Below are 14,656 nucleotides of genomic sequence, written 5' to 3' on the forward strand. Positions count from 1 at the left end.
GGACCGACCCTGGCGACAGTCGCCCTACCGAGCCAGCTCAGACCCACCACCGCTCGAGCACCCGAGCGACTCCGTCCTCGGAGTTCGCCGCGGTGACCTCGTTCGCGGCGGCGAGCGCCTCCGGGTGCGCGTTCGCCATCGCGACCCCGTGCCCGACCATGGTCAGCATCGGAACGTCATTGGGCATATCGCCGAACGCGATGATCGTCGAGTGCTCCACGCCGAGCCGCTGCGCCACCGAAGCCAGCCCGGATGCCTTGGTGACTCCCGGCGCGGACAGCTCGATCAGGCCGTGATCGGTCGAATAGGTGATGTCGGCGCGGTCGCCGATCAGCGGGGCGAGCACCGCGCGCATATCCGCGCTACTGGTTCCGCGTAGTCGGACCAGCATCTTGATCGCGGGCGCGTCGATGACTTCGCTGCGGGACACCGCGGTGTCGTCCGGATTCAGCCAAGCGTGTTCGTATTCGGGCGAGCTCACGAACTGCGGCGTCACCGCGTCGTGCGCGCGGGCGCCCACCCGTTCGGCGGCGAGACCGCAGCCAGGCAGCGCGCGTTCGGCCAGATCGGCGATCCACACCAGGGTGTCCACGTCCAATGTCTTGCTGGCGAGTACCCGATCGGCAGCGCTGTCGTAAATCACCGCACCGTTGCCACAGACGCACAGCGGCGCGTAGCCCAGACCGTCGACCACCGGATCGATCCAGCGCGGCGGCCGTCCGGTGGCGAGTACGAACGGCACACCGTCGGCGACCAAGGCGTCGATCGCCGCTTTGGTACGCGCGGTGACCCGCTCGTCGTGGTCAATGAGGGTGCCGTCGACATCGGTGGCAACCATCTTCGGTTTGGGCAGGTCCAGGCGAGTCACCTACGCCATCCTGCCGGAAAACAGTCTCGGGACGATCGCGGTCCGTCCTATGAGGGCGGTCGCCGCCATGTCACGTCGTCCGCCCCGGTCCCGGAATCGGGCTCGGTATACGCCACGGGATCGGCCGACGGATACACCACCGGATCGATGGGCGGGTAGACCTGCGGCTGTTCCGGCGGGCAGGCCGACGGACCTGCCTGTGGATAGCTCGGCGGATCAGCCTGCGGAAACCCCGACGCGCCGGGCCGCGGAAAGCCGGGCGGACCAGCCTGCGGAAAGCCCGACAAGACAGTCTGCGGAAAGCCGGGCGGACCAACCTGCGCATTCGCCGACAGACCTGCTTGCGGGCGCCCCGGCGCAGCGGCCTGCGGAAAGCCGGGCGGACCAGCCTGCGCATTCGCCGACGGACCTGCTTGCGGGTACCCCGGCGCAGCGGCCTGCGGATACAGCGTAGCCCCCGGTTGATAGCTCGCCGGTGCGGCCTGCGGATACCGCGCGGGCGGATAGGGCTGCGGATACGCCGAAGACTGGTCGTAGTTCAGCCACTTCGCCGTCGCGGGCAGCAGCGCGAGGGTCGCGGTGATCACGGGGAAGATCAGCCCGATCCCACTGCTGATGCCGCTGGTGAGGATGGAGGAACCGGTCGTGGAGCCGGTGATTTCCAGCAAGATCACGAACCCGGCGATCCCCGCGACCACAACGAGCACGCAGCCTGCGACGACGACGAAGCGCCCGACCGCCTTTCGCAGGAACATCATGACCCCGCCGACGCCGAGCAACACCGCGACGACCAGCGCCAGCACACCGATGATCACGAAGTAGGTGGTGAACCAACTCTTCCCGAGCAGTCCGGTCGAGTCGTAGTCGGCGTAGTCACGCCCGAAATCACTGATCCCGATCACGAGGTCGAGTCCGCCGCTCACCAGATTGGCGAGACTGCCGAGAATCGCAAGCACTCCGGCGATGATCGCGGTCGCGCCATTCGGTGCGGGCTGTATCGATGGATATGGGTCGTAACCACCCGGATATTGCGGATAGTTCATGGTTCCCCTCTGCGTCGAAAAGCCCGGACGCACATGTATCGACAGAATAAAGGACATGCCGAACCCCCGCGTGGCACGCGCGTAGGCACACACATCCTTATGATCAGGGGCTAATACTCGACGCTGGCTCGTCCAGCCGTAAGACCAGAGGACTGATGACCGGCTTCCTGCTACGACGCGCGCTCAACTATGTCGTGCTGTTGCTGCTGGCCTCGTTCCTGACGTTCAGCCTCGCTTCGCTGACGTTTCGGCCGTTGGACAGTCTCGAACAGCGCAACCCGCGACCACCGCAGGCGGTGATCGACGCCAAGGCAGAGCAGTTGCATCTCAACGATCCGATTCCGCAGCGCTACGTGATCTGGCTGAAGGGCATTGCGCACGGTGACTTCGGCACCACGCTGGCGGGACAGCCGGTCAGCGAGGAGCTGCCGCGCCGGGTTGCGGTGAGCCTGCGACTGTTGATCATCGGTTCGCTGGTCGGCACCGTGCTCGGCGTGCTGATCGGCGCGGCAGGGGCGATACGACAATACAAATTCAGCGACTACTTCACCACGGTGGTCTCACTGCTGATTCTCAGCACTCCGGTGTTCCTGCTCGCTACGTTGTTGAAATATGGTGCGCTGGAAGTCAATTCGCTCACCGGCTCGCAGATCTTCCTCTATACCGGGGAAACCTCGGCCAACACGGTCGCTGGCTTCTGGCCGCAGCTGCTCGACCGCCTCCAGCACCTGGTGCTGCCGACGGCGGGCCTCGCGCTGGGCGGCATGGCGGGCTACAGCCGCTACCAGCGCAACGCAATGCTGGACGTGCTGCAAAGCGACTTCATTCGTACCGCCCGAGCGAAAGGCCTCACCCGCAGCAAAGCGCTGTACAAACACGGACTGCGCACCGCGCTGATTCCGATGGCGACGCTGTTCGCCTACAGCCTCGGCGGCCTCATCACGGGCGCGACGTTCACCGAGAAGATCTTCGGCTGGCATGGCGTCGGCGAGTGGCTGATCGACTCGATCAACGCCCAGGATCTCTACGTCGTGGTGACGGTAACGGCGTTCGCCGGGCTGGTAGTGCTGGTATCGGGTCTGCTCTCCGACATCGTGTACGCGATTCTCGACCCCAGGGTGCGTGTGTCGTGAGAACCATCAGCACAGCACCGTTGGGCACGGCGGAGCCGAGCGTTAGCGAGGCGGAGTCGTGAGTGAGCGAAGCGAGCGAACCATCAGCACAGCACCGTTGGGCACGGCGGAGCCGAGCGTTAGCGAGGCGGAGTCGTGACCGAAGCTGAAATCATCGTCCAGGGCGCGCCCGAGATCACCGCCTCCGGCAGGCGCAAACTCGTCTGGCGGCGGTTCCTGCGCAATAGGCCCGCGATCGCGGGCGCGGTGGTGCTGATCGTGCTGTTCGTCGCCAGCTTCGCACTGCCGCCGCTGCTGGCCTATGACTATCAGCAGCTGGACTACACCGCACTGCTGAAACCACCGAGCGCCAAGCACCCCTTCGGCACCACGCAGATCGGCCAGGACGTGCTGGCGCAAACGCTGCGCGGCCTGCAGAAGTCACTGGTCATCGGCTTGTGCGTCGCGCTGGTCTCCACCACCATCGCCGCGACGGCGGGCGCGCTGGCCGGCCTGCTCGGCGGCTGGACCGACCGGGCGATCATGTGGGTGGTCGACCTGCTGCTGGTGGTGCCGAGCTTCATCATCATCGCGCTGTTCGCGCCGCGCACGAAGGGCAGCGGGTCCATCGTGTTGCTGATCGTGCTGCTCGCCGCCTTCGGCTGGATGATCAGTGCGCGCATTGTGCGTGGGCTGACGTTGAGCCTGCGCGATCGCGAATTCGTCAAGGCCGCACGGTATATGGGTGCGCCGACCCGGACGGTGATCGTCAGCCACATCATTCCGAATATCGCTTCGATCCTGATCATCGACACCACGCTCAGCGTCGGTGCGGCGATCATGGCCGAAACCGGTTTGAGCTTCCTCGGTTTCGGTGTGCAGCCGCCCGACGTGTCGCTCGGCTCGCTCATCGCGGCGGGCACCAAATCGGCGTTGACCTACCCCTGGCTGTTCCTGTTCGCCGGTGGCCTGTTGATCATCACGGTGCTGAGCGCGAATCTGGTCGGCGACGGCCTGCGCGACGCGTTCGATCCGGGCGCCAAGCGGGCCCGCTCGCGAAAGAAAGCGAAAGTATGACGGGAGCAAGTTCCACCGCGCCCCTGCTCGAGGTCACCGATCTGCGCGTCTCGTTCCCCAGCGAAGAGGGCAGGATCGACGCCGTACGCGGGGTGAATTACACCGTGTCCGACGGGGAAGTACTCGCCATCGTCGGCGAATCCGGTTCCGGCAAGTCGGTGTCGTCGCTCGCGGTGATGGGGCTGCTGCCGGAGCAGGCGCGCATCAACGGGTCCATCCGGCTGCGCGGGCGCGAGCTGCTCGGCCTTGGTGACCGCCAATTGTCCAAGCTGCGTGGCAGTTCCATCAGCATGGTGTTCCAGGACCCGCTTTCGGCGCTGACCCCGGTGTACCGGGTGGGAGATCAGGTCGCCGAGGCGCTGCTGGCGCACGGCACGATGGGCAAGAAGGAAGCCGCCGGGAAGGCGGTGGAGCTGCTCGACCTGGTCGGTATCCCCGAGCCCGCGGTGCGCGCCAAGATGTTTCCGCACGAGTTCTCCGGTGGCATGCGCCAGCGCGTTGTCATCGCGATGGCCATCGCCAACGATCCCGCGCTGATCATCTGCGACGAGCCGACCACCGCACTCGACGTGACGGTGCAGAAGCAGATCCTGAATCTGCTGCGCAAGGCGCGCGACATCACCGGCGCGGGCGTCATCATGATCACCCACGACATGGGTATCGCCGCCACCCTCGCGGACCGCGTCGCGGTGATGTACGCAGGTAAGATCGTCGAAACTGCCACCACCACAGAGCTTTTCAACGCGCCGCGGATGCCGTACACGGTGGGTCTGCTCGGCTCCATTCCCCGCATCGACGGACCGGCGCGCAGCCCGCTGATCCCGATCGTCGGCGCACCGCCCGCGATGCATTCGCTGCCGCCCGGCTGCTCCTTCGCACCGCGCTGCCCGATCGCGATCGACGACTGCCGGGCCGCCGAACCACCGTTGGAGAAGACCAATCCCGGCCACTCCGCCGCCTGCATCCGCACCGCGGAGGTCGGCTCGAAGGACCTGTTCGAGGCCTACCGTCAGGAAGTTTCGGAACCGGAAGCCGAGGCCGCCACCGAAGACCGTGTGGTGCTGAAGGTTTCGGAGCTGGTGAAGACCTTCCCGATCACCTCGGGTGTGGTGTTCCGGCGCAAGAAGGGCGAGGTGCGCGCGGTCGACGGCATCAGCTTCGAAGTCCGCGCCGGCCGTACGCTGGCGCTGGTCGGCGAGTCCGGTTCCGGGAAATCCACCACGCTCACCCAGATTCTCGACCTCGTTCGACCCGAATCCGGCAGCATCGAGATCATGGGCAGCGACGTCTCGACCCTGACCAAGGTGGAGAAGCGCGAGATCCGCAGGAAGATGCAGATCGTCTTCCAGGATCCGACCGCGTCACTGGACCCGCGGCTGCCGATCTTCGACGCGCTGGCCGAGCCGCTGCGCATCGACGGGCGCTCGCGGGCCGAAATCGCCCGCCGGGTACCGGAACTGCTCGAACAGGTCGGTCTGCGCTCGGAGCACTCCGATCGCTATCCGGCCGACTTCTCCGGCGGCCAGAAGCAGCGCATCAGCATCGCCCGCGCGCTGGCGCTCGATCCGGAACTACTGGTGCTCGACGAGCCGGTGTCCTCACTGGACGTGTCGATCCAGGCAGGTGTGCTGAACCTCCTGCGCGACCTGCAGATCGAGCGCGGTCTGTCCTACCTGTTCGTCTCGCATGACCTGTCGGTCGTCCGCAACCTGGCCCACGACATCGCGGTGATGTATCGCGGCAAGATCGTCGAATCCGGTCCGGCGGAACAGATTTTCGCCGATCCGCGCAATGAGTACACCAGGGCGCTGATCGACGCGGTTCCGGTTCCGGTCGTCAGCCGCTAGCAGCCGGGAGAAAAGGAGAGCGCAATGCGGATCCGAATGAGCCGAGCCCGGATGGGCGCGAGCCGAATCACCGCAGTGCGATGCCTCGTGCCGGTGTTGTTTCGAGCGACCTGCAAGCAGTCGCTAGCGGTGTTGTTTCGAGCGACCCGCAAGCAGTCGCTAGCGGCAGTAGTAGCGATCGGGCTGATCGCGACCGGCTGCGGCACTGACGACTCCGACGCCGGCAAAGGGCTGTCGGACGCACTCGGCACCACCAGCGACATCAACCCGAAGGATGTCGGCGAACTGCGCGAGGGCGGCAATCTGCGCCTGGCGACGACCACCTTCCCGGCGAACTGGAATACGCTCTCCAACGACGGAAACGACGGCGAGATCGCCGACATCGAACGACCGATGATGCCGCGCTCCTTCACTACCGATGCGGCGGGCGAGCTTTCGGTGAACAAGGACTATTTCACCGATGTCGCGCTGACCGGCACCAACCCGCAGCAGGTCACCTACACCATCAACCCTAAGGCTGTCTGGTCCGACGGCACCCCCATCACCTGGGAGGACATCCGGTCCCAGGCCAATGCGCTCAGCGGCGCCGACAAGCGCTTCCTGATCGCGATCACCAACGGCTTCGAGTTCGTGGACAAGGTGGAACGCGGTGTCGACGACCGGCAAGCCGTCCTCACCTTCAAGCATCCGTACGCCGAATGGCGCGGCCAGTTCGCCGGCAATGCGTCGCTGTTCCCGAAATCCGTGACCGCGGACCCGGATTCGTTCAACAACAGCCTGGTCAACGCTATGGGACCGAGCGCGGGACCATTCGTGGTGCAGTCCACCGATCGCTCGCAGGGTCGAATAGTGCTGGGCCGCAACCCGAAATGGTGGGGTGCCACACCAAAACTCGACACCATCACCTACAGCGTGCTCGACCACCCTGCGTGGGTGGGCGCGTTGCAGAACAACGAGCTCGATCTGGTCCGGCTCAACAGCATCGACGAGGTCAAAACAGTGCGCAACACCCAGGGGCTCGCCCTGCGCCGCGCACCGGGTAACCGTTGGCGGCACATTACTTTCAACGGCGCACCCGGCTCCATCCTCGCCGATCCGCAGGTTCGGGTCGCCATCTCGAAAGCCATCGACCGACAGGGAATCGCGACCGCGACCCAGAACGGTCTGGTCGAGAATCCGAAGCCGTTGAACAATCACATCTTCCTGCAGGGCCAGGACGGCTATCGGGACAACAGCCTCGGCTTCGACCCCGCCGCGGCGGCAAGCGAACTCGATGCGCTCGGCTGGAAGCTCAACGGCGACGTCCGGGAGAAGGACGGGCGCAAGCTGATCATCCGCGACGTCATGTACAACGACCCGCTCTGGGTGCAGATCGCCCAGATCGTCCAGCAGAACCTCGACCGGATCGGCGTCAAGCTGACCATCGACACCAAGCCGGGCGCCGGATACTTCACCGACGTCATTCAGCCGGGCGACTTCGACGCCGCGCAGTTCATCTTCCAGGGCGATGCGTTCCCGTTCGGCAGCATCCGGCAGATCTACCGCTACGACCCGAACGATCTGCAGGGCAACTACGGCCGCATCGGTTCGCAGGAACTCAACGACCTCATCGATCGCACCCTCGCGGAACTGGATCCGAAGAAGGCGATCGAGATGGCCAATGAGGTGGACCGCAAGGTGTTCGAGGAGGGCCATTCCCTGCCGCTCACCCAATCCGACGGCAGCTTCGGCGTCCGTGCCGATCTGGCGAATATCGGCTCCCCCGGACTCGCGACCTATGACTACACCACCATCGGCTTCCTGAAGTAACCAAGCAGCATCCCTGCGGAAAGGAGCGGACCATGCGGATTCGTTCATTGACGACACGCCTGGCGATTCCCCTTGTCACGGTCGGCTTGATAGCGGCGGGGTGCGGTTCGGACGAGGAGGCCGCGCCGGAGGGCTCCGCCGCCGCGCTCGGCACCACCAACGACATCAACCCGAAGGATGTCAGCGAACTGCGCGACGGCGGCAATCTGCGCCTCGCCATCAGCGCACTGCCACAGAACTGGAATGCGCTGCACAACGACGGAAACGACGCCGATACCGGCGGGCTGCTGCGCCCGGTGATGCCGCGGTCGTTCAAAACCAACGCGGCAGCAGAACTCTCGGTCAATACCGACTTCTTCACCGATGTCGCGCTGACCGGGACCGAACCACAGCAAGTCACCTACACGATCAACCCGAAGGCCGTCTGGTCCGATGGCACCCCGATCTCCTGGGAGGACATCAAATCGCAGGCCGCGGCGCTCAGCGGCGCCGATAAATCCTTCCTGATCGCCAACAACAGTGGCTTCGACCGTGTCGAGAAGGTCGAGCGCGGTGTCGACGACCGGCAGGCCGTCATCACCTTCAAGAAGCACTACGCCGACTGGCGCGGCCAGTTCGCGGGCAACTCTTTCCTGTTCCCCAAGTCTGTCACGGAAACAGCGGACGCCTTCAACAAGAGCCAGCTCAACGGCCTCACGCTGTCGTCGGGCCCATTCATCATCCAAACTGTCGACCGGGCGCAGGGCCGGGTCGTGCTCGGTCGTAATCCCAAGTGGTGGGGCAACACACCGAAGCTCGATACCTTCACTTTCAGCGTGCTCGACAGCTCCGCGCTCCTGCCCGCGCTGCAGAACAACGAGATCGACGCGGTCGGTCTCGCCAGCAGGGATGAATTGAAGACGGCGCGCAACACTTCCGGCATCGCGATCCGCCGCGCACCGGGAAATAGCTGGTCGCATCTCACGTTCAACGGTGCACCCGGATCAATTCTCGCCGATCAGGGCGTGCGAGTCGCGATCTCGAAGGCCATCGACCGGCAGGGCATCGCGAGCGCCATCCAGAACGGTCTTGTCGAGAACCCGAAGCCGCTCAACAACCACATCTTCCTGCAGGGCCAGGACGGCTACCGGGACAACAGCCTCGGCTTCGACCCCGCCGCGGCGGCAAGCGAACTCGATGCGCTCGGCTGGAAGCTCAATGGTGAGTTCCGCGAGAAGGACGGCCGCAAGCTGGAAATCCGGGACGTCATGTACAACCAGGATGTCTGGGTGCAGATGGCGCAGATCATCCAGCAGAACCTCGCCCAAATCGGCGTCAAGCTGACCATCGAAACCAAGCCTGGCACCGGCTTCTTCACCGACATCATCCAGCCGGGCAATTTCGATGTCGGGCAGTGGACCTGGGTTGGCGATCCGTTCCCGCTGGGTAGCCTCACCCAGATCTACGGCTACAACCCGAACGATCTGCAGGGCAACTACGGGCGCATCGGTTCGCAGGAGCTCAACGAGCTGATCGAGCAGACCATCTCTGAACTCGACCCGAAGAAAGCCATCGAGCTGGCCAATCAGGTCGATCGCAAGGTGTTCGAAGAGGGACACTCGCTGCCGCTGATGCAGTCGCCGGGCAATGTCGCCGTTCGCGCCAACCTCGCGAACTATGGTGCTACCGGGCTGGCATCCTACGACTACACCAAGATCGGCTTCCTGAAGTGAGAGGACCAGCTATGCGACTTCGCTCCATCGGCGTCCGGTGCGCTATCCCGGTCGTCGCCCTCGGGTTGATGGTGACCGGTTGCTCCGACAGCGACGTGACCGCGGGCACCAGCACCATCGGGAGCACGAACGACATCAACCCGAAGGACCCGAGCGAACTGCGCGACGGCGGCAATCTGCGGTTGGAGCTGAGTTCCTTCCCGTCGAACTTCAACTACCTGCACGTCGACGGCGGCACCGCGGACGGCGCCACCATCGTCGGCCCCACCATGCCCGCCGCGTTCGTCAGCGATGCCGCGGGGCAACTCACGGTCGACCACAACTACTTCACCGACATCAAGCTGACCAATACCTCGCCGCAGCAGGTCACCTACACGATCAACCCGAAGGCCGTCTGGTCTGACGGCAGCCCGATCACCTGGGAGGACATGCGCTCGCAGGCGGCCGCGTTGAGCGGCAAGGACAACGCGTTCCTTGTTTCGTCGACCAGCGGTTTCGAACGGGTCGGGAAGGTCGAGCGTGGCGTCGACGATCGACAGGCGATCGTCACCTTCGACAAGCCCTACGCCGAATGGCAGGGGCAGTTCAGTCCGCTGTACCCGAAGGCCGTCACCGCGAACCCCGACGCGTTCAGCAACCTCTACCTCAACTCCCTCCCGGTCAGCTCGGGGCCGTTCGTCATCACCAATATCGACCGCGCCCAGAACCGGCTCACGCTGAATCGCAATCCGACCTGGTGGGGTGACACCCCCAAGCTGGACACCATCACCCTCAGCGTGCTGGACCACAGCGCCGTGCTCCCCGCGATCCAGAACAACGAGCTCGACTATGGGTACATGTCCGGGATCGAGCTGGTGACCGCGGCGAAGAACTCGAAGAATGTCGTCATCCGGCGGACACCGGAGCCGAGCTGGTCCCATCTGACCTTCAACGGGGCGCCCGGCGCGCTGCTCTCGGATCCGCAACTGCGCATTGCCATTTCGAAGGCCATCGATCGGCAGGGCCTGGTGACGGCCGCCCAGAACGGCATCGTGGTCGATCCGAAGCCGCTGAACAATCACATCTTCATGGCGGGGCAGAAGGGCTACCAAGACAATTCGGCCCCCATCGCGTTCGACCCTGCCGAGGCCGCGCGGATGCTCGATGCGCTCGGCTGGAAACTCAACGGCGATGTCCGCGAGAAGGACGGCCGCAAGCTGGAAATCCGCGATGTGATGTACCAGCAGGATCAGTGGGTGCAAACCGCGCAGATCGTGCAGCAGAATCTGGCCGCGGTCGGCGTGAAGCTGACGATCCAGACCGTTCCAGGCAGCGGCCTTTTCAAGGACGTGATCGATCCGGGCAACTTCGATATCGCCCAGTTCAGCTGGGGCGGTAGCGTTCTCCCGCTCGGCGCGTTGCCACAGATCTACGCATACAACCCCGACAATCTGCAGGGCAACAAGGCGAGGATCGGCTCACCGGAGCTCAACGAACTCATCGACAAGACCATCTCGGAGCTCGACCCCGAGAAGGCGATCGCCCTGGCCAACCAGTGCGATCAGATGATCTGGGCCGAGGGCTATTCGATCCCACTCCAGCAGGCCTCGGGCACCTACGCGGTCCGCGAAAACCTGGCCAACTACGGAGCCTTCGGCCTCGCTTCCCCCGACTACACCAAAGTCGGCTTCCTGAAGTGAGTTCCGGCCCGGGCCACCCCCTGGCCTACCCGGTCACCGTAACGATCGGCGCCCTGGCGGTTTGTCTCGCCTGGGCGCCGTTCGCCGATCCGGACCAAATCGCCGCGCTGGCAACGGTCGCGCTCGGCATCATCGGCTACACGACCTATCGACTGGGTATCGCATTCGGCCGACTGCGCAACGGATTGACCGGTGCCGCACGCACTATCGGCATCAAACGCGTCCGCCAGGACCACCGCCTCCTCAGCCGAACCTGGCTGGAAATCAGCGGCACCGGCCGACCCCGCTGGCTGCCCGTCTATTTCGACCCGGCCCTACTCACCCTCACCGAAACCACCGGCGAGATCACCGATCGCTCCGTGCACGCCGACAACCTCCGTCTGTTCCCCTCCGGCCGCATCCGCGACACCGAACCCCCCGGCCGCCTCATCGACAACCCTTCCCGCCCCGACCCCGACGCTCCAACCCTCGCCACCGACTCCACCCGTCCAATGCGCCGCCTCCTCCTCGACGCCCAATCAACCGTCGCCGCCCCGTTCATCGCCCTGATGTGGGTCTACATAGACAACGGCGGCTTCACCGCTTTCGTGGCCGCCACCTCCGTCGCCGCCGCCACCACCATCTGGCTTTCCGCCATCCGCGGCTCCGACCCCAGTTGATCCTGTCAGAGGACTCGACCGGGAGCGAGGCATCGGTTGGAATGTTCCCCCGGAAGCTAGTGGCTCTGCTCAGTGCCGGCGATCTGGGTGATGAGGAAGTCGAGCCGTTCCTCCTGTCCGTCCGGGGGGATGCGGCCGCTGTCCGACAGGACGGCCATGCCGTGCAACGCGCTCCAGATGACTTCGGCGAATAGTTCGCGTCGCTTGTTGTCCGGGCGGAAGCAGCTGACGAACTCGCCGAAAGCAGCCTGCAGCGCGGGCGGTGTGTCGGCGCTCGCGAACTTCAAGTCGGTCGGCAGGACGAACATGGCCTGGTACAGAGCAGGTCGCTCGGTCGCGAACTCCAGGTAGGCGCGGCAGACGGCGCGCAGGGCCTGTCCGGGTTCGGGGGCGGCCTGCCGTGCGCGGCGCAGGTGGGCGGTGAGTTCGCTGAATCCGTCTAAGGCGACGGCGCTCACGATGGCGTCCTTACCGTTGAAGTGGCTGTACAGCACCGGCTGGCTGTACTCGACGCGTTCAGCCAGTCGTCGTGTCGTCACTGCCTCCCAGCCTTCGGTCTCCGCGAGTTCGCGCGCGGCCGTGATGATCAGCTGATGACGGTGGGCACGTTCACGTTCGCGGCGCTCGCTGATGGCGGACATGACTACATCATAGCAACGCTAGACATCCTGTCGAGGATAGATTTTCTCACTGGTCTGACCACTTGACCATCTGGCCGATTTGGCGGACAGTGGGGGTATGGCGTTGCAACCTGTAGTCAAGCGGTCGGTATCCGGCGATGTGTTCGAGCAGATCGCGGCGGATGTGCTGAGTGGGGAGTTGGCGCCGGGGGCGACTTTGCCCAGTGAGCGGCAGTTGGCGGAGGCGTTGGGGGTTTCTCGGCCTGCGGTTCGGGAGGCGTTGCAGCGGCTGGCGGCGGCTGGGTTGGTGGCAGTGCGGCAGGGGGATGCGACGACTGTGCTGGATTATCGGCGGGGGGCGGGGCTGGAGGTTTTGCCTCGGTTGTTGGTTCAGGGTGGGGAGTTGGATCCGGGGGTCGCGCGCAGCATTCGCGAGGCGCGGTTGCACAACGGGCCCAAGGTGGCCGAGTTGGCGGCGGCGCGGCTCGGCAAGGCGGACTCCGCCGACGTGGGGGCGGCGCTCGAGCGCGCCGTTGCCGCGCTCGCCGCCGAACAGGATCCGGTCGCGCAGCAGCGGCATGCGATGGAGTTCTGGGATCACGTCATCGACGCGGCCGACTCCATCGTGTTCCGGCTGATGTTCAACATGCTCAGCGCCGCATACGAACCCGCGCTCACCGCGCTGGCTCCGGTCATGTCCGCCGAGGTGGGCAATGTCGAGGCGTATCGCGAACTGGCCGCCGCCATTGTGGCGGGCCAGCCGAAACAGGCCGCCGAGATCGCTAGAGCATTGCTCGAGCCGGCGACCACCATCCTGATCGATGTCCTCGGCGGCACTGATCACGTTTCACGCTAGGAAGAACAATGACGAAACCTAAGTCCTCCGAACAGGATTCGAGCTCAAAGGCACGAGTTCAGCGCGACGAGCGGGCGCTGCGGCGCGGCCTCTCGCTCGGCGAGGCCTTCCGCGAGTTCCTCCGGCACCCGTCACCGTGGCTCATCGGAATCACCCTCCTCGCGGCCATCGTCGGCCGAATCATCGTGGGCGACTGGCGGTTGACCGATGCACTGGTACCCGCCGTGATGCTCGCGGTGTTTCCGATCTTCGAATGGATCGTGCACGTCACCGTGCTGCACTGGCGCCCACGCAAACTCGGCCCGGTTCCCATCGACAGCGAATTGGCCCGCAAACACCGTGAACACCATGTGGATCCGCGCAATATCCCGCTGATCTTCATCCCGACCAAGACACTGTCCGTGCTGGTCGTCGTCCTCATCGCCCTTGCCGCGCTGGCCTTTCCACGCCTCGGTCTCGGCCTGACCTTCCTGCTCACCATCACCGTGCTCGGCCTCGGCTACGAGTGGACCCACTACCTGATCCACACCGACTACAAGCCGAAAGGCTCGCTCTACCGCGCGGTCTGGCGCAACCACCGCCACCACCACTACAAGAACGAGCACTACTGGTTCACCGTCACCACCTCCGGCACCGCCGACCGCCTCTTCGGCACCCACCCGGATCCCGGTGAAGTCGAAGCCTCCCCCACCGCCCGCCACCTGCATTCCGCTTGATGCCCGCCGCCTGTCGACCGGCCGCTGCGATGGGCGCCGGTCGACGGCGGCGGCTTGCTCGCGCGGTGTTCGGCTGTCGTGGTGCACAATCCTCCTCATGGCACGGACACTGCCCGAGGGCGAATCACTTCTGCTGCGTACCGACTTCACCGACGACGCGGCGTGGGCCAAGACCCTCGCGGCGGTCATCGCGTCCTACGACGAAGACACAGAGACGGGGCTGACGCCCATCGACGACGCGGCCTTCGACGGGCTGACACTCGATGAACTGGTCGAGCTGGTCGACGGCCAGACCTACGTGTTCCTCGCCGACGCCACCACGATGACCGACTCCGAGCACCCGATCCTGGCGGTCGACACCAGCGACGAGGACGGCCGCAGCGGCTACCCGGTGTTCCGGATCGCGCCGAGCGCGATGGCCGGGGTCGAGGTCAACTTCTTCCTCGCCAACATGGACTTCGGCGACTTCGCTGACAACGTCGACGATGACGAGGTGTACCGCGGCTTCAACCGGTAAGCACGGGCACCACTCTCGATAGCGCCCTGACGCCGGATCTGGCTTGGATGACGGGGTAGCCAACTGATGAGGTCGCGGCGTCCAGTCGGCGGCATCCAGCATTCGGGTCTCATTGCGGCGCAGGCCGAATGCGTAGCCGTT

The 14,656-nt window shown here is 65.1% G+C and carries 13 protein-coding genes; 10 read left to right on the top strand and 3 right to left on the bottom strand.

All coding sequences use genetic code 11. The features are described from left to right. Positions 1 to 37: 37 nt before the first annotated feature. Complete coding sequence (locus ACFQZZ_RS11725; RefSeq protein ID WP_378678442.1) at positions 38 to 838, bottom strand: HAD family hydrolase; 801 nt, start codon at positions 836 to 838, stop codon at positions 38 to 40. 77 nt (positions 839 to 915) lie between these two features. Then, positions 916 to 1,911, bottom strand: coding sequence for a hypothetical protein (locus tag ACFQZZ_RS11730; RefSeq protein ID WP_378677993.1), 996 nt, complete (start codon positions 1,909 to 1,911; stop codon positions 916 to 918). Positions 1,912 to 2,066: 155 nt separating this feature from the next. Between ACFQZZ_RS11730 and ACFQZZ_RS11735 the strand changes: the two genes are divergently transcribed. The 7 genes from ACFQZZ_RS11735 (at position 2,067) to ACFQZZ_RS11765 (ending at position 11,806) form a co-directional block, all read left to right on the top strand. After that, entirely contained in the window at positions 2,067 to 3,044 is a 978-nt protein-coding gene (locus ACFQZZ_RS11735; protein ID WP_378677996.1) for an ABC transporter permease, read from the top strand. Between the two features lie 135 nt (positions 3,045 to 3,179). Then, a complete protein-coding gene (locus tag ACFQZZ_RS11740; protein ID WP_378677999.1) occupies positions 3,180 to 4,100 on the top strand; it encodes an ABC transporter permease in 921 nt (306 codons plus the stop codon). Beyond that, positions 4,097 to 5,947 carry an ABC transporter ATP-binding protein gene (locus ACFQZZ_RS11745; protein ID WP_378678002.1) on the top strand — a complete coding sequence of 617 codons (1,851 nt, stop codon included), beginning with the start codon at positions 4,097 to 4,099 and terminating at the stop codon, positions 5,945 to 5,947. The genes ACFQZZ_RS11740 and ACFQZZ_RS11745 overlap by 4 nt, the downstream gene beginning before the upstream one ends. A gap of 24 nt (positions 5,948 to 5,971) precedes the next feature. Next, a complete protein-coding gene (locus ACFQZZ_RS11750) occupies positions 5,972 to 7,756 on the top strand; it encodes an ABC transporter family substrate-binding protein (RefSeq protein WP_378678005.1) in 1,785 nt (594 codons plus the stop codon). 32 nt (positions 7,757 to 7,788) lie between these two features. After that, the gene (locus ACFQZZ_RS11755; RefSeq protein WP_378678007.1) at positions 7,789 to 9,468 is read left to right on the top strand and encodes an ABC transporter family substrate-binding protein; all 1,680 of its coding nucleotides are present in this window, start codon (positions 7,789 to 7,791) and stop codon (positions 9,466 to 9,468) included. A gap of 11 nt (positions 9,469 to 9,479) precedes the next feature. Then, positions 9,480 to 11,147, top strand: coding sequence for an ABC transporter family substrate-binding protein (locus tag ACFQZZ_RS11760; RefSeq protein WP_378678010.1), 1,668 nt, complete (start codon positions 9,480 to 9,482; stop codon positions 11,145 to 11,147). After that, a complete protein-coding gene (locus ACFQZZ_RS11765) occupies positions 11,144 to 11,806 on the top strand; it encodes a hypothetical protein (protein WP_378678013.1) in 663 nt (220 codons plus the stop codon). The genes ACFQZZ_RS11760 and ACFQZZ_RS11765 overlap by 4 nt, the downstream gene beginning before the upstream one ends. Before the next feature lie 56 nt (positions 11,807 to 11,862). Here ACFQZZ_RS11765 and ACFQZZ_RS11770 read toward each other — a convergent pair whose 3' ends face one another. Continuing rightward, positions 11,863 to 12,447, bottom strand: coding sequence for a TetR/AcrR family transcriptional regulator (locus tag ACFQZZ_RS11770; RefSeq protein WP_378678016.1), 585 nt, complete (start codon positions 12,445 to 12,447; stop codon positions 11,863 to 11,865). Between the two features lie 97 nt (positions 12,448 to 12,544). Between ACFQZZ_RS11770 and ACFQZZ_RS11775 the strand changes: the two genes are divergently transcribed. The 3 genes from ACFQZZ_RS11775 (at position 12,545) to ACFQZZ_RS11785 (ending at position 14,515) form a co-directional block, all read left to right on the top strand. Next, positions 12,545 to 13,282: a FadR/GntR family transcriptional regulator gene (locus ACFQZZ_RS11775; protein ID WP_378678018.1), complete on the top strand. Its 738-nt coding sequence runs from the start codon at positions 12,545 to 12,547 to the stop codon at positions 13,280 to 13,282. Between the two features lie 8 nt (positions 13,283 to 13,290). Then, a complete protein-coding gene (locus ACFQZZ_RS11780; protein ID WP_378678021.1) occupies positions 13,291 to 13,998 on the top strand; it encodes a sterol desaturase family protein in 708 nt (235 codons plus the stop codon). A 97-nt stretch (positions 13,999 to 14,095) separates the two neighbouring features. Further along, a complete protein-coding gene (locus ACFQZZ_RS11785) occupies positions 14,096 to 14,515 on the top strand; it encodes a DUF6924 domain-containing protein (protein ID WP_378678024.1) in 420 nt (139 codons plus the stop codon). Positions 14,516 to 14,656: the final 141 nt, after the last annotated feature.

The sequence above is a fragment of the Nocardia sp. GCM10030253 genome, assembly GCF_042675075.1.
GTDB lineage: Bacteria > Actinomycetota > Actinomycetes > Mycobacteriales > Mycobacteriaceae > Nocardia.

What these genes read in the sequence shown, in the direction of transcription:
- ACFQZZ_RS11730 (WP_378677993.1), bottom strand. Translation starts at nt 1,911, where the DNA reads ATGAACTATCCGCAATATCCGGGTGGTTACGACCCATATCCATCGATA.
- ACFQZZ_RS11750 (WP_378678005.1), top strand. Translation starts at nt 5,972, where the DNA reads ATGCGGATCCGAATGAGCCGAGCCCGGATGGGCGCGAGCCGAATCACC.
- ACFQZZ_RS11760 (WP_378678010.1), top strand. Translation starts at nt 9,480, where the DNA reads ATGCGACTTCGCTCCATCGGCGTCCGGTGCGCTATCCCGGTCGTCGCC.
- ACFQZZ_RS11725 (WP_378678442.1), bottom strand. Translation starts at nt 838, where the DNA reads ATGGTTGCCACCGATGTCGACGGCACCCTCATTGACCACGACGAGCGG.
- ACFQZZ_RS11780 (WP_378678021.1), top strand. Translation starts at nt 13,291, where the DNA reads ATGACGAAACCTAAGTCCTCCGAACAGGATTCGAGCTCAAAGGCACGA.
- ACFQZZ_RS11735 (WP_378677996.1), top strand. Translation starts at nt 2,067, where the DNA reads ATGACCGGCTTCCTGCTACGACGCGCGCTCAACTATGTCGTGCTGTTG.
- ACFQZZ_RS11745 (WP_378678002.1), top strand. Translation starts at nt 4,097, where the DNA reads ATGACGGGAGCAAGTTCCACCGCGCCCCTGCTCGAGGTCACCGATCTG.
- ACFQZZ_RS11775 (WP_378678018.1), top strand. Translation starts at nt 12,545, where the DNA reads ATGGCGTTGCAACCTGTAGTCAAGCGGTCGGTATCCGGCGATGTGTTC.
- ACFQZZ_RS11755 (WP_378678007.1), top strand. Translation starts at nt 7,789, where the DNA reads ATGCGGATTCGTTCATTGACGACACGCCTGGCGATTCCCCTTGTCACG.
- ACFQZZ_RS11785 (WP_378678024.1), top strand. Translation starts at nt 14,096, where the DNA reads ATGGCACGGACACTGCCCGAGGGCGAATCACTTCTGCTGCGTACCGAC.
- ACFQZZ_RS11770 (WP_378678016.1), bottom strand. Translation starts at nt 12,447, where the DNA reads ATGTCCGCCATCAGCGAGCGCCGCGAACGTGAACGTGCCCACCGTCAT.